Genomic DNA, 14,062 nt, shown 5'->3' on the forward strand with positions numbered 1-14,062 from the left:
GAACGAGGCACACAATCCCGTCGAGGCCGACGAAGGGCCGCCATGACCACTGTCTCCAGGGGCCGGAGGGAGCCTGTCGCCGTGCAGGAGCGACCGCGAGCGAGCCTGGGGCGGGTCCTGGAGGACCTCGGCACCACGCTCCTCGATCTCGTCTGCGGCGATCCCGAGAAGGCGGACGCGATCGGCGGCGTGGTCATCCATGATCCGCTGGACGAACCGGTGCTTCCCCGGCAGGCGCTGGTCCTCGCCGTCGGTCTGCACCAGGCCGCCGAGACCGCGCGGCTGCTCACGGAGCTCGGCGAGGCGGGCGCCGCCGCCCTGGTGGTCCGCGCCCCCGCCCCGAACGACCCCGCGGTCACCACGGTGGCACAGCGCTCCGGGGTCGCCCTGCTCGCCCTCACCCGCGGCGCGTCCTGGGCCCAACTCGCCGCCGTACTGCGCTCGTTGCTGGCCGAGGGCGACGTCGGCGAGGCGGGCCCGCAGACTCTGGGCGGCACTCCGTCCGGCGATCTGTTCGCCCTGGCCAACGCGGTGGCCGCGCTCCTGGACGCCCCGATCACCATCGAGGACCGCAGCTCCCGCGTCCTCGCCTTCTCCGGCCGCCAGGACGAGGCCGACCCCTCCCGCGTGGAGACCATCCTGGGCCGCCAGGTACCCGAACGCTTCACCCGCCTCCTGGAAGACCGCGGCGTCTTCCGCGCCCTGTACCGCCACGACAAGGCGGTCCATGTCACCCCTCCCGAGACCGAGGACTTCCACATCCCCCGCGTCGCCATCGCGGTACGGGCGGGCGACGAGATCCTCGGCTCCATCTGGGCCGCTGTCCGCACACCCCTGAGCGAGCAGCGCACCCAGGCACTGCACGACGCGGCCAAGCTGGTGGCCCTGCACATGCTGCGGCTGCGCGCCGGTGCCGACGTCGAGCGCAGACTCCGCGCCGACCTGGTCGGCACCGCCCTGGAAGGCGGCCCCGGAGCCGCCGAGGCCCTGGCACGCCTCGGCCTGGCCGACCACGCCGGCGTCGTCCTCGCCCTGGCCGCGCCGGAGCCGCCCGCACTCCCCCGCTCCACCGATCTGCACGCTCAGCACACCGCCGAACGCCAGCGCCTGGCCGACGCGTTCGCCATGCACCTCACCGCCGTCCACCCCCGCGCCGCCACCGCCCTCATCGGCGATGTGGCCTACGGCATCCTGCCCGTGCAGAACCACAGGACCGACGCCGAGGACCGGGCCGCCCGCGTCGGCTCCGACTTCCTCACCCGCGTCGGCGACCGCCTTCATCCCCTGATCGGCATCGGTCCGGCCGCGGCGGACGGCACCGGCCTGGCCCGCTCCCGCGACGGCGCCGACCGGGCCCTGCACGTCCTGCGCACCCACGGCGGCACCCGCCGGCTCGCCCGCATGACGGACGTCCACATCGAGGCGCTGCTCCTCGAACTCGCCGACCTCAGCGCCGCACGGGGCCACCCCCCGACCGGCCCTCTGGCCAGGCTGCTCGCCTACGACCGCCGCCACGACGCCCACCTGGTCGACACGCTCCGCGCCTGGCTCAACGCCTTCGGCGACGTCCCCGCCGCCGCCGAAGCGATGTACGTCCACCAGAACACGTTCCGCTACCGCCTGCGCCGCGTCACCGAGGTCGCCGAGACCGAACTCAGCGACCCCGACGCCCGCTTCGCCCTGATGCTGCAGCTACGCCTGCTCCGCCGCCCCGACACGTCGCCGGGCTGACTCCCCCTTGGCGCACCGCCAGGTCTCCCGTCGGCCGGCGCAACCTTCGGATGAACTTTCCGCAACCGGCCCCGAGTTGGGCTGCGGCGCTGGAACTCTGTCCACCGCACGAGGTACGACTCGGCAGTACACAGGGGAGGGTGGCCGCATGCCCGAAGACCTTCAGGCCCGTCAGGCGCCGACGCACAGCAACACGGACACATTCACGTACACGGACGGGTCACCGCAGGAGGAGACGGACGCAGCGCCGTTCAAGGCGGCCTCGGTGACCACCGAGACGGTGGCACGACTACGCACCCCCAGCGGCCGCCCGCGCATCACCATCGTCGACCTGATGGCCTCCTGACCAGGCGGCACCCTGCGCGAGGCGCTGGGCGGGCGCTGGGCGGGGCGCGACCAGCCACGACGCACCCGCAGATGACGCACCGGACGTCTCGCGGCGCGCTACGCGCCCCGGTGCTGGTCCCGGATCTCGGGGAGCTGCCGGAAGCCGGCCGACTTGTAGGTGGCGACGGCGCCGGCGTTGACGCTCGGCGTGAAGACGACCGCGCTCGACGAGCCCAACTCCCGCAGTGCGGCCGCCGCGGCGATGGTGACGGCCCTGCCGTAGCCGTGACCTCGGTGGTCCGGGTGCACGCCCATCGGCTCGAGCAGTCCGGGCCTGCCAGGACCGGCCGACCACACCGTCACCGCCGCCACCGCGTTGTCCCGGTCGTCGTAGGCGAGCAGACACCGGGCATCGGCGTACGGCAGTCCGGCCGCCATCGCGTGCCAGCGCTCGTCCGTGAACGTCGGCCGGCCGAACGCCGCGCGATGTACGGCGGTCCGCGCACGCGCCCGCTCCGGTCCGACCACCTCGATCCGTACGCCCGGACCCGGCACCGGCGCTGTGAGGTCGCGGCACAGCTGCGTCCATGGCTCGCCGGTGCCCCAGCCCTCCTCGAACAGCAGCTCCCGGACCCGTGTGCCCGCAGGCGTCTCGACGTACGCCTCGCCCTCCCCCAGCACACCGCGCTCGGCCCTCGTCAGGTCATCGGCCAACCGCTGTGCCAGCTCTTCGTCGCGCCGGGCGTCCGGCGCGACCGTCAGGCGCAGCAACTCGGCGCCGTCGAGCAGCCCGACGGCGAGAATCTGTCCGTCCCGCCGCCACGTCCGCACCGCCGCGGCCGTCGCCTGCGCACCGAACCGCCAGTACCAGCCCAGGTCCCCCGGATGCAGTTGCATCGGCGCCCCCTCGTACTGCCATGCCCTGAGCGCGCCCACGGCCTCGCTCAGCGCGTCTGCTCCGTCGAGTCCATCGCTTCCGTCGCCTCCGAGGGTACTCAGCTCAATTGGCATACCGCCGATCAGACAACACGGCACCGACGGTCCGCACCCGGTTTGGTTCCTGGTTCAGCGGCGGGCTTCGACCTTTGGACCGGCCGTGACGCCCCGCACCGTGGAACCAAGCGTGCCGCCCCGTACCGTGGATGCGACGCAGGAGCCGGCCGCGTTCCTGAGGGCCCGGCGCGAAAGCCTGGACCCGCACGATTACGGCCTGCCGTCGCGTCGGCAGGCCCGGCGGACCCCGGGACTACGCCGCGAAGAGGTCGCCGAACTGGCCGGAGTCAGCGTCGACTACGTCGTACCCCTTGAACAGGGCCGCGGACTGCGGCCATCGGCGGACGTGGTGGAGGCCCTTGCCCGGGCGCTGCGCCTGGACCCCGGCGAACGCGCCTACCTCTTCGGTCTGGCCCGGCAGCGTCCCCGCAACACCGCAAGGCCCGCGACCACCGCGGCGCCGCAGCTGGCCCGCCTTGTCACCGACCTGTCGCCGCTGCCGGCCATGCTGATGAACCACCGCTACGACATCCTGGCCTGGAACGGCGAAATGGCGAGGCAGCTGGTGGATTTCGGCAGCCTGCCGCCGTCGCCGCGCAATGCGATGTGGCTGTGCTTGATGCATCCGGAAGTGCGCGAGCTGTACGTCGACCGCGAGCGCGTCGTACGGGAAGGGATCGCCCATCTGCGTGCCGCGTGGGCCGCGCATCCGGAGGACCGGGAGTTGAGCGGTCTCATCGCCGAATTCGCCGCGCGTGACGAGCAGTTCGCGCGTTTGTGGGCCGAGCGGGACATCAAGGTCAACGGCCGGGGGCACAAGGTGCTGCGGCGTCCTGGCGGCGACGTCATCGCGGTTCATTTCGAGGTGCTGATGCCACTTCAGGACGCTGACCAGCGCTTGGTGATCTACCGCGCCGCGGACGAGGCGAGCCAGTCGGCATTGGACCGGTTGTGCGCACGCTGAGCCCCTCCCCCCCCCCAGCGCGTCCGGCGCGAGTTCAGGGCATGGTCCGCGAGTTCAGGGCGTGGTCAGGCGGTGCCATTCCTTGCCCATGGCCGTGAACTTGTCGACGGCTGGTGGCGCCGAGCACGAGAACTCGACGGGCTGAGGACCGGTCTCGTTCCCGAGGTTCAGTGTCCCCGCGCCGTTCTGGAACGTGATCGTGCCCGTATCGCGTGATCTCTGGACCGGGCCTCCCCTGTAAGGGAGTTCGATCTCGCGGTTGAGTGTTCCGTCGCCGAAGAAGGCCAAGGTGTCCGTGCCGGCCGGGGTTTCGGCCGTGGTGCCGTCCGCCTCGACGGGCCGGCCGGCCCGGAAGTGCCCGACGACATCGGTGATGGCCGCACCGCATGGGGGTGCCTCCGGTACCGCCTGGGCGGTGCCGGTCGCGGTGGTGAGGAGCACGGCACCCAGTCCGGCCGCGGCTGTTGCTTGCGCTACGGGCTTGAGGTCCATGCCTGCACGTTTCCTGCCGCGAGCGCGGCGGGCGACTTGGCTTCCGCCAGACAGGCGATACCTGCCGGGTGTTCCCTTCGCGGAAGGCGCGCGCCGCGCATCGGCTCGGGCGAGGCAGGAACGGCGTGACGCACCGGCCCGATCACCGACTGCGCACCTGGTCAGCGCCCTTCCAACTCACCCGGCCCGTGCGGCCCGTCGCCACATGTCACGGCCGACCGGGACGAACCAAGTCCCCGGAGGCCGTACGGGGCTCGTACGGCGCTCATATGGGGCTCCATGGGGCTCCATAGGGCTCAGCCCTCTGCCGCAGCGAACTTTTCCGCGAGGTCGTGATGCCTGTCCGCGGCCTGCTTCGCCTGAGAAGGGCTGATGGCCGATCCCGGCATACGGCCCAGGCGTTCGACCCACTCCGCGAGGCGCAGCTGCTCGCGCCGGGCCTGCTGTCGGCAGGCGAGGCAGGTGACTTCGTCCGGGCGCGGCGAGGTCATCGCATGGGGCACCCGTAGCCCGCATCCGGTCGTGACAAGGCTCGGCAGGTCACCTGCCAGACCGAACGTGGATGCCAGCACGTTGCGGACAGCAGCATCGTCGTGGAGCACCTTCGACTCCACATGGATGTGCGGATCGTTCCCGCCCACGCGCCCTCCTCGCCCCGGCGACCGCACCGGCCGGAAGTGCTCTCGGCCGGCTTCGGACTGCAGAGTGCTCTCGGCCGGAGAGTGCTCTCGGCCGGCGTCGGACTGCAGGAGGAGTTTCCCATGTCGCGACCGGCCATGGACGATCGCTGGCTCCCCTCCCCTCCCCGAGGCCGCAAGCCACATGCGCGCGGCTTTCCCCTGCCCACCGCCCGCTTATGGGATTGATCACCAGGTATTGCCTGGTGAGGGCAGGGGTGCTCAAGGTGGGCGCCTTGGGGCGTTACGCGCCGGATGTGAGGGTGCAGGGAGCATGGAGAGCAAGGAGGCCGGATTGCGTATCGGAGCCGGAGCCACAGCCACAGCCACAGCTTGCGGAGTGTGCGCGGCGCTGCTGGTGCTGTCGGGGTGCGGCGGCGCGCAGGGCGGGCGGGAGCCGGAAGCGCCGGGGAAGACCGGGGCGGTCAGCAGTCCGGCGCAGTCCCGGCCGGTGCCCCGGGGCGACGGGAGCGACGTCGGGAGCGACCTCAACGGGGACGGGCACCCCGATCTCGTACTGGGAGAGGACCTCCACGCAGGCACACGCCTCAGCGTCGCGTACGGCTCGGAAAAGGGACTCGACCCGTCGACGCACACCGTTATCGGGCCGGGCGGACTCCAGTTGGGCGAGACCGGGCAGGCCGCCGATCTCGACGGGGACGGTTACAGCGACATCCCGGTGGCCGCTGCCCCAGGTCAGGCGATGAACGCCCTGGCCACGCCACATATCGTGTGGGGCGGGCCGAAGGGTCCGCAGTCCGGGCGGACACCCGTCAAGGTGCCCCTGCCCGAGGGCTTCGAAGCCGGCTACGAGGAACTGTCACCGACCACCGGCGACTTCAACGGGGACGGACATCCCGATCTCGCGCTCAACGGCCCGAATGTCGCGGTCCTCTACGGACCGTTCAGCCGTGACGGCCGGCCGGACGAGAAGGCCGTACCGCAGGCGCGTACCGACATCGAGGGCGGCGCGTCGATCGTGGCCGACCCCGCCGCCTCCGCAGCGCGCGACTCCCCCGGCGGCAAGCGCGCCACCGGCCTGGTGGTCCTGGGCCGGGGCGGCGACGGCGAGCAGGTTCCGGCGACGTACATTCCCGGCGGCCCCGGCGGCCTGCGCGAGGACGAGTACCCGCTGTCCGCGGGCAACGCCGCCGCCTTCGGGGACTTCAACGGTGACGGCCGGCGGGATATCGCCGTGGCCGACAGCGGCAGCCGCAACAACGAGGCCCCCGGCTCCGGCAGCGCGGCCCGGCCGGACGCGGTCGCCGTGCACTACGGCACCGAGGGCGGCGGAGTCGACGGCAAGGAGAAGCGCCTCACCTCCCCGGCCGGCACGGGCGGTGTGGGGGGCCGGGTGCTCGCCGTGGACACCGACGGTGACGGCGCCGACGAACTCGCGGCGCTCGGCTACCCCGCCACGGAGGGCGAGACCCAGGCCGACAAGGTGCTGGTCTTCGACGGCGGGCGCCAGGGCTTGCGACCGGACGGGGCCAGGACGTTGCGTCGTCTGAGCCCTGCGAAGACGGCGGGACGTGAGCTGCCCGCCGGTGAACGGCTCGCCTCCCCCGAGGCGGCCCGTGACCTCGATGGTGACGGCCGCGAAGAACTGCTCCTCTCCTTCGCCGGTCCGGGCTACGAGGGAAGTCAGGTGTGGGTGACCGACGGGCACGACGACCAACAGGCGTTCAGCACCGCCAAGTGCAGCCAGGAAAAGCAGTGCCAACGCGAGGTCTACGACTACAAGATGAGCGACGTCGAAGCGGGCTTCAAGTAACCCTTCCCTGACGGCAACCGAGCACGGCAGCGGCCGGGCACAACCCGCACAGCACGACTGACGACGGACCCACACGCGGGGCCGGCCCTCCACGGCCGGCCCCGCGCGCCGTACCCCATGATCCCGTGATCCCACGCCCACGCGACCGATGAGTTCCACCTCGCCACGTCGTCTGCATACGGGAAACACCCCTTCCGCAACTGCGGGAGGCCCGCGATGAGTTGACGAGGAGCGTGTGCACCATGGGCCAGGAGAACCAGGAGAAGGTCAGCGCCACCCTTGCTGTCGCCGTACCCGCCGACACGGTGTTCGCGGTCCTTGCGGACCCGACGGCCCATGCGGCGATCGACGGCACCGGCTGGGTTCAGGAACCGGCCGACCCGGCGCCGCTGACCGAGGTGGGGCAGATCTTCCGGATGGACATGTATCACGCCAACCATCCGGACGGTGACTACCAAGTGGCCAACAAGGTCCAGGTGCTCGACCCACCGCGCACCATCGGCTGGCTGACCGGGCGCGAGAAGGAGGACGGCCACCTGGAGTTCGGCGGCTGGCTCTGGCGCTACGACCTCGCGCCGCTCGGCCCGTCCGAGACCGAGGTCACGCTCACCTACGACTGGTCGGCGGTGCCGCGGTACATCCGGGAGTACATCCAGTTCCCGCCGTTCGGCCCCGACCACCTCAGCAACTCACTGCGGCACCTGGCCGAACTCGCCGACAGGGAGCAGGGATCACCACAGCACAAGGCGAGCCACCACCCCTAGGCCGGCCATGGCAGGATCGCGGCCATGCCCTTCAGCGTTCCCCGCCTCCGGATCGGCTCGACCGAGATCATCGCCCTCGCCGATGGCGAGGGCCCGTTCTTCTCCCCGCGCGCCGAGGCCTTCCCCGAGGCCACGGCCGCTCAGTGGGCCGAGGCCGACCGCTTCGACCCGGGCGCGGTCGATGCCGAGGGCCGCTGGCGGCTGCAGTTCCGTGCGTACGCGATCCGCGGCGACAACGGCCTCACCGTCGTGGACGCCGGGATCGGCCCGGCGGACGGCCCGGCCGCCTCGTGGGCGCCCGTGCCCGGTGCGCTCCCCGAGTCGCTCGCCGCCGCGGGCATCGACCCGGCCGAGGTCGACACCGTGGTGCTCACGCATCTGCACACCGACCACGTCGGATGGGCGGTCGTGACCGAGGCGGCCGTCCCCTCGGCGGGCAGCGGCGCGGCGGCCGGCGGCGCTCCCGCTTCCCGCGGTGCCGCCGACGGTCGCCGCCCCTATTTCCCGAACGCCGAATACCTGCTCCAGCGGGCCGAGTTCGACGCCCTCGACATGCTCAACCCGCAGCTGCGCGAGGCCCTCACCGACCCCCTCAAGGCGGCAGGACGACTGCGGCTCCTCGACGGGGACACGCAGCTGCGCGCCGGGCGCGTGGTCGCCACGCCCGGTCACACGCCCGGGCACCAGAGCGTGCTGGTCGCCGACGGGCGCGACCTCGCCCTCGTCACCGGGGACCTTCTGGTGCACGCGCTCCAGCTGCTCCACCCCGAGCTGCCCTACTCCCACGAGACCGACCCCGTGGCGGCCAGGCACTCACGGGAACGCATGTTCCACCGCGAGGGCGCCTCCACGCTGCACCTGGCCACACCCCATCTGACGGAGCCGTTCGTCTCGGCGTGACCACGGCCGCCCGAGCCGTTCCGGCGCTGCCCGCCCACCGCGTGGCACCCCGGGCCGTCGCGAGCCTCATCCGGGGGACTTGCTGGTGCCGGGTGCCGCCGGACGGTGTCCACTGGACGGGTGCCCGATGATCTGCAGCATGAGCCGGCCCCGCAGCCCGACGCACTGACGGAAGGCCCGCCTGCCTGGACGGCACGTGCGGAGCGCATCGCGTTGTGGGCCCTGGCCGCGACGGCTGTCCTGACCGTCCTGACCCTGATCTGGTACGTGCGGCTCGACAACGCCCATCAGCCCCTCAAGGGCTGGGCGGCGCTGGCGGCCGTGGGCGCGCTGCTGCTGATCTGCGGCATCGTCGTACTCGTACGGCCCTTCAGGCTTACGCACGGTCGCACCGTCCTGACCTCCGCTCTCGTCTCCGTGGTGCTGGCAGCCGGGACGGTGAGCACCTGGATGCACATCAGCAAGGACGATGCCCATCTCCTCTCCCCCGGCACGATCGTCAACAGCTCGGACCAGGCACGGGCGCTGCTCGACAAGGACAAGTCCGCCAAGAAGACGACCCGCATTCCCACGGGGCTCTTCATCCAGCAGCTCACGTTCGACGGCCCGACCGCGGTGCAGGTCAGCGGCTATGTGTGGCAGCGTGTCCCGAAGGGCTTCCCCAAGGAGTACGAAGGCGTCGTGCTGCCGGACGCCGAGGATTCGTACGGCACCAAGGAGGTCTACCGCGACGTGCACACCGACGGCAGCGCCACCGTCGGCTGGTACTTCAAGGCCCGCGTCATCCAGCACTTCGACTACAAGCGTTTCCCCCTGGACCGGCAGTCCGTCCGGCTCCGGCTGTGGGACGCGGACCGGGCCGACAACTCCATCGTCCTGGAGCCGGACTTCCACTCCTACCCCCCGTGGGAGTACAAGAGGATGCTCGGAACCGATCCGGAACTGGTCCTGAGCGGCTGGGAGCGCACCTTCAGCGGCTGGAGCTACGCGGATCCCGTCTACGAGACCACCCTGGGCGGCAATCTCCGCCCCTACGCCCAGGCGCCGTCCGCGCCACCGGAGCTCTACTTCAATGTGGGGCTGGCGCGCGAGGCGGCCATGCCGATGCTGAGCAGCCTGATCCGCTGGGGCATCGTCGCGGTGATGATTTTCCTGGCGCTCTTCGTCTACTCCAAGGAACGCGGTGAGCTGCGCCCCAACCTCGGTTTCAGTACCTGGGCCGTCATCACCTTCTCCGTTTCGATGCTCCTGGTGATCGTCGTCGATCAGACCGCCGTCAGAGAGCAGACCGCGACCGCCATGGCCTACGTGGAGTGGTTCGCCCTGTCGCTGTACGTCGTGATCCTCCTTGTCGCCCTCAACGCCGTACGCCTGACCAGCAAGAGAACCACCCCCGGCCTGGAGTGGCAGGACAACCGCCTGGCCAAACTCCTCTACTGGCCGCTCCTGCTCACCCTGATCTTCGCCGCGACCCTCTACGTCTTCAGCCCCCGCTGGTAGCCGCCCGGCGCGGCACCGGCTCACCCGGCAGGGCTCTGCCGGTCCCCGCGCTCCGCCCTGCGCAGCAGCAGTGCCGCCACGCAGCCGCCCGTGAAGACCGCGGCCGCACCGGCCAGTTGGCCGGTCTCGACCCCGGACGCGAAGGCGTCGGTGACGGTGGCGCGTTCGCCCTCCGTTCGGGCCGCGGACAGGGCCGCGGGAAGGGAGCCCGCGCCCGCGAGCGCTGCGGGCAGCAGCGCGGCGAAGCGGGAGTTGAGGACGGCACCGAGGACGGCCACCCCGAGGCCGGTGCCGAATTCGGCCAGGGTGCCGTTGACTCCCGCGCCGACCCCGGCCTTCTGCGGCGGGATCGACGACATGATGGTCTCCGCCATGGCCGGGTTGGCCAGTGCGCACCCCGCGCCCATCACCACGAGTCCGGCGCACAGGGGGCCGTAGCCGCCCGCCCCGAAGACGGCGACGACCGCGAGGCCGCCCGCGAGGAGGCTCATTCCCAGGGCGATGGCGAGAGGCAGTCCGCAGCTCCGCATCAGCCGCGCCGAGATCCCGCTGAAGTTGAGGGCGACCACGGTGAGCGCCAGGGGCGCCGTCCGCAGTCCCGCCTCCAACGGCCCGTATCCCAGGATGAACTGGAGATGCTGGGTGAGCAGGAACAGGGCCCCGCCCATCCCGAAGGTGATCAGAATCGCGCCCGCGACCGCGCCCACGAACCGCTGGTTGCGGAAGAAGGCCATGTCCAGCATGGGGTGCGGGATGTGGAGCTCCCACAGGGCGAAGGCGGCCAGCGTGGCAAGGCCGATGCCCGCCGGCAGCAGTACCGGGCCCGAGCTCCAGCCCTCCTCCGGGCCGGAGATGATCGCGTAGACGACCGCCGTCATGCCCACAGTGGACAGCAGCGCGCCGAGCAGGTCGGGGCGCTCCCCCTGACGGCTCCTGGACTCCGGTACGAGGGCCGTGACCGCCACCAGACCGAGGAGCACCACGGGGACGTTGATCAGGAAGATCGCACCCCACCAGAAGCGGTCGAGCATGAGGCCGCCGATCAGCGGCCCGCCGGCGAAACCAAGGGCGTTGACCGCGGCCCAGATACCGATGGCACGGGGCCGCTCGTCGGCGTCGAAGATCTGCACGGCCACGGCCAGCGTGGTGGTCAGGAGCAGTGCGCCGCCGACGCCCATCCCGGCCCGCGCCGCGATCAGTTCGGCCGGGCCGGGTGCGAACGACGCGGCGACCGAGCCGAGTCCGAACAGGGCCAGGCCCGCGAGCAGCATCCGCTTGCGTCCGTAGCGGTCGGCGGCGTTGCCCGCGGCGAGCAGCAGTCCCGACTGGACCAGCGAGTACGCGTTGATCATCCACTGGATGTCGGAGCTGCTTGCGACCAGGTCGCGGGTGAGGGAGGGGATCGCCACGCTGAGGACGGTGTTGTCGAGCACCACCGTCAGCTGGGCGAGACAGATCACGCCGAGGATGAGCCACCGCGTCGGCAGCCGGGCACCGCCGGCGCCGGACGGTCCCGACGCCCGGTCGGTGTCCGCCTCGGCCTGCGCCATCAGGACTCCCCGCGTACGGGCGCGAAGCGGGCGATCGGGTTCTCCAGTGTGCCGATGAGCTGCAGCGCGCCCGCCGGGTCCTGCAGGTCGACCATCTGCTGGTTGTTGCGCAGCTGGAGCCGGTTCAGGCAGGAGCGCCCGAAGCGGTCGGCGAACATGTCGTACCGCTCGAACTTGTCGGCCAGGTGCGGGACGGACCGCTGGTAGTCGGCGACGCAGGCGGCGACGGTCGACCAGAAGAGGTCCTCGTCCAGCGTGCCGTCCGTGCTCAGGATCCCGTTGAGGAAGCGCAGGAAGCAGTCGAAGACATCCGTGAAGATCGACAGCAGTTTCATGTCCTCGGGCACGTCCGCGCGGATGCGCTCGACCGCCGACGGGAGCACCGCGTCCGGGTCCATGACGGCGATCTCCTCGGCGATGTCCTTGAAGATGGCGCGCTGCGGGATGCCCTGCTCGTCCAGGACCAGGATGACGTTCTCGCCGTGCGGCATGAACACCAGGTCGTAGGCGTAGAAGGAGTGCAGCACCGGCGTCAGATAGGCGTCGAGGTAGCGGCGCAGCCACACCTCGGGCGCGAGGCCTGAGCCGGCGATGAGCGCGGCCGTGAAGGAGCCGCCGTCGTGGTCGGTGTGCAGCAGGGACGCCATGGTGGCGAGCCGCTCGCCGGGCTGCAGCTGCGGCACCGGGCTCTCGCGCCACAGTGCGGCGAGCATCTTCAGATACGGGGAGCCCTTGGGCGCCGCGGCCTCGTAGTGCTCGTGGCGGTAGCCGACGGCGGCCCGCTCGCGGATGATCGAGAAGCCGGCGCCGGTCAGCACCTCGTCCTTGGCGATGAGGTCGGCGAGCCAGTCGTTGATGGCGGGCGTGGCCTGCATGTACGCGGCGGACAGACCTCGCATGAAGCCCATGTTCAGCACGGACAGGGCCGTCTTCACATAGTGCTTGGACGGGTCGGTGGTGTTGAAGAAGGTACGGATCGACTGCTGCGCCAGGTGCGCGTCGTCGCCGGGGCCGAGGCACACGAGGTGGCGGCGGGCGACCTCGGCGGCGAAGGTCACCGTGAGCTTGTTCCACCACTGCCACGGGTGTACGGGGATGAGGTGGTAGTCGGCCAGGTCGAGGCCGAGGTCGGCCAGTTGTCCGGCGAAGCGCCGCAGGGGCTCCTCCCCCAGCTCGGCGCGCATCAGCGTGTCGTAGTCGAGGTCGTCGGACGCGGTGAAGGTCGAGCGGTCGCGGCGCGCGGCCAGCCAGATCAGATGGACCGGAGCACCGGTCTCGGGGGCGTACGCGCGGTACTCGGCGATGTCGAATCCGAGCCGCCCGTTGTTGGCCACGAAGCACGGGTGGCCCTCGGTCATGCCGGTCTCGATGTCCTGGAAACCGGACCGGGCAAGCTCCGCGGCACTGCGCTGCCGTGTGTCCAGTTTGTACGCCGTGCTGGACAGAGTGGAGCTGATCTCCTCCAGGTAGACGGGAAGGATCTCGTCGCTCAGGCCGAGGGCCTGGCGCAGTTCGATGAAGAACTCCAGGGCGTCCAGGGGCAGTTGGGTGCCGTCGCGGTGGTGGCGGGTGATGCTGTCGGCGTCGATGTGCCAGTGCTCCAGGCTCAGCTGCCGGCCCGTGAAGCGGTATTCGACGCTGTTGTCGTCGTTCCTGACGGCATAGCGGCCGTCGGAGATCTCTTCCGGTTCGAGCAGGCACTCGTGCGCGAACTCGGCGAGGCCCTTGCGCACCAGGAGGCGGTTGGCGCGGTCCCAGTGGTCGGGGGTGAGGTGGGCTACGGCGTCGGCGGCGTGGGTCATGCGGTCTCTCCTCGTGCGGCCAGGAACTGCTCACGGGTGCAGATGCTGAGCAGGGCGTCCTTCTCGGGCTTGGCGATGGTGGCGACCACCTCGAAGCCGACGGACTTGTTCAGGGCGTGGACAGCTGTATTGCGCACATCGGGCTCGACCACGACGCGGCGGGCGTCAGGGGCGGTGAAGAACAGCTCCATGACGGTGGTGATCACGGCCTGGGTGAAGCCGTGCAGCGGGGTGTCCGTGGGCGCGCACAGGAAGTGCATGCCGACGTCGCCCTCCTGCGGCGGGTACAGGCCCACCAGCTCGACGTGGGCGGGGTCGTAGCGCTCGACCAGGAAGGCGGGGCTGCCGTTGTGGAGCCCGATGAACGCCTCGTGGTGGGGGTGTGCGTCGATGTCGCGGTATTCGCGCTCCACGTCGCCGACGCTGTGGTCCTGCATGAGCCAGTAGGCGCTCTTGGGGTGGGTCACCCAGCTGTGCAGCAGTTCGGCGTCGGCGGCCGGGTCGACGGGGCGTACGGCGAACTCGCCGAGCCGCGGGCCGTCCGTACGGGAGAAGATCACGTCGGTCATACGGGCCGGTACCTCCGCT

13 protein-coding genes are annotated in these 14,062 nt (G+C 71.2%); 7 read left to right on the forward strand and 6 right to left on the reverse strand.

The window, feature by feature from the left end; all coding sequences use genetic code 11:
• The first annotated feature begins 81 nt into the window (after positions 1–81).
• Both ACFQVC_RS23225 and ACFQVC_RS23230 read left to right on the forward strand, forming a co-directional pair.
• Complete coding sequence (locus ACFQVC_RS23225; protein WP_381833512.1) at positions 82–1,731, forward strand: PucR family transcriptional regulator; 1,650 nt, start codon at positions 82–84, stop codon at positions 1,729–1,731.
• Between the two features lie 148 nt (positions 1,732–1,879).
• The gene (locus ACFQVC_RS23230) at positions 1,880–2,077 is read left to right on the forward strand and encodes a hypothetical protein (protein WP_381833515.1); all 198 of its coding nucleotides are present in this window, start codon (positions 1,880–1,882) and stop codon (positions 2,075–2,077) included.
• Between the two features lie 98 nt (positions 2,078–2,175).
• On the opposite strand, the gene ACFQVC_RS23235 is transcribed toward ACFQVC_RS23230, so the two are convergent.
• Entirely contained in the window at positions 2,176–3,069 is an 894-nt protein-coding gene (locus tag ACFQVC_RS23235) for a GNAT family N-acetyltransferase (protein WP_381833518.1), read from the reverse strand.
• Between the two features lie 85 nt (positions 3,070–3,154).
• Here ACFQVC_RS23235 and ACFQVC_RS23240 point away from each other — a divergent pair, with 85 nt between their 5' ends.
• Positions 3,155–4,015: a helix-turn-helix domain-containing protein gene (locus tag ACFQVC_RS23240; RefSeq protein ID WP_381833521.1), complete on the forward strand. Its 861-nt coding sequence runs from the start codon at positions 3,155–3,157 to the stop codon at positions 4,013–4,015.
• 54 nt (positions 4,016–4,069) lie between these two features.
• Here ACFQVC_RS23240 and ACFQVC_RS23245 read toward each other — a convergent pair whose 3' ends face one another.
• On the reverse strand, positions 4,070–4,507 hold the full coding sequence (locus tag ACFQVC_RS23245) for a hypothetical protein (protein ID WP_381833524.1): 438 nt from the start codon (positions 4,505–4,507) through the stop codon (positions 4,070–4,072).
• 296 nt (positions 4,508–4,803) lie between these two features.
• Positions 4,804–5,148, reverse strand: coding sequence for a hypothetical protein (locus ACFQVC_RS23250; RefSeq protein ID WP_381833527.1), 345 nt, complete (start codon positions 5,146–5,148; stop codon positions 4,804–4,806).
• 310 nt (positions 5,149–5,458) lie between these two features.
• On the opposite strand from ACFQVC_RS23250, the gene ACFQVC_RS23255 reads away from it, so the two are divergent.
• The 4 genes from ACFQVC_RS23255 (at position 5,459) to ACFQVC_RS23270 (ending at position 10,122) form a co-directional block, all read left to right on the forward strand.
• The gene (locus ACFQVC_RS23255; RefSeq protein WP_381833530.1) at positions 5,459–6,958 is read left to right on the forward strand and encodes an FG-GAP repeat domain-containing protein; all 1,500 of its coding nucleotides are present in this window, start codon (positions 5,459–5,461) and stop codon (positions 6,956–6,958) included.
• A gap of 242 nt (positions 6,959–7,200) precedes the next feature.
• Positions 7,201–7,722: an SRPBCC family protein gene (locus ACFQVC_RS23260; RefSeq protein WP_381833533.1), complete on the forward strand. Its 522-nt coding sequence runs from the start codon at positions 7,201–7,203 to the stop codon at positions 7,720–7,722.
• A gap of 24 nt (positions 7,723–7,746) precedes the next feature.
• Positions 7,747–8,622, forward strand: coding sequence for an MBL fold metallo-hydrolase (locus ACFQVC_RS23265; RefSeq protein WP_381833536.1), 876 nt, complete (start codon positions 7,747–7,749; stop codon positions 8,620–8,622).
• 120 nt (positions 8,623–8,742) lie between these two features.
• A complete protein-coding gene (locus tag ACFQVC_RS23270) occupies positions 8,743–10,122 on the forward strand; it encodes a hypothetical protein (protein WP_381833539.1) in 1,380 nt (459 codons plus the stop codon).
• Between the two features lie 20 nt (positions 10,123–10,142).
• Here the strand turns inward: ACFQVC_RS23270 and ACFQVC_RS23275 are convergent, their stop codons facing one another.
• The 3 genes from ACFQVC_RS23275 to ACFQVC_RS23285 are packed head-to-tail and all read right to left on the reverse strand — an operon-like array spanning position 10,143 to position 14,043.
• A complete protein-coding gene (locus ACFQVC_RS23275; RefSeq protein ID WP_381833542.1) occupies positions 10,143–11,672 on the reverse strand; it encodes an MFS transporter in 1,530 nt (509 codons plus the stop codon).
• On the reverse strand, positions 11,672–13,474 hold the full coding sequence (locus tag ACFQVC_RS23280) for an IucA/IucC family protein (protein ID WP_381833545.1): 1,803 nt from the start codon (positions 13,472–13,474) through the stop codon (positions 11,672–11,674). Before ACFQVC_RS23280 ends, ACFQVC_RS23275 begins: the two co-directional genes overlap by 1 nt.
• Positions 13,471–14,043 (reverse strand): GNAT family N-acetyltransferase, encoded by a 573-nt coding sequence (locus ACFQVC_RS23285; protein ID WP_381833933.1) that lies wholly within the window; start codon positions 14,041–14,043, stop codon positions 13,471–13,473. Before ACFQVC_RS23285 ends, ACFQVC_RS23280 begins: the two co-directional genes overlap by 4 nt.
• Positions 14,044–14,062: the final 19 nt, after the last annotated feature.

The organism is Streptomyces monticola, from assembly GCF_042665355.1.
GTDB classification, from domain to species: domain Bacteria; phylum Actinomycetota; class Actinomycetes; order Streptomycetales; family Streptomycetaceae; genus Streptomyces; species Streptomyces monticola.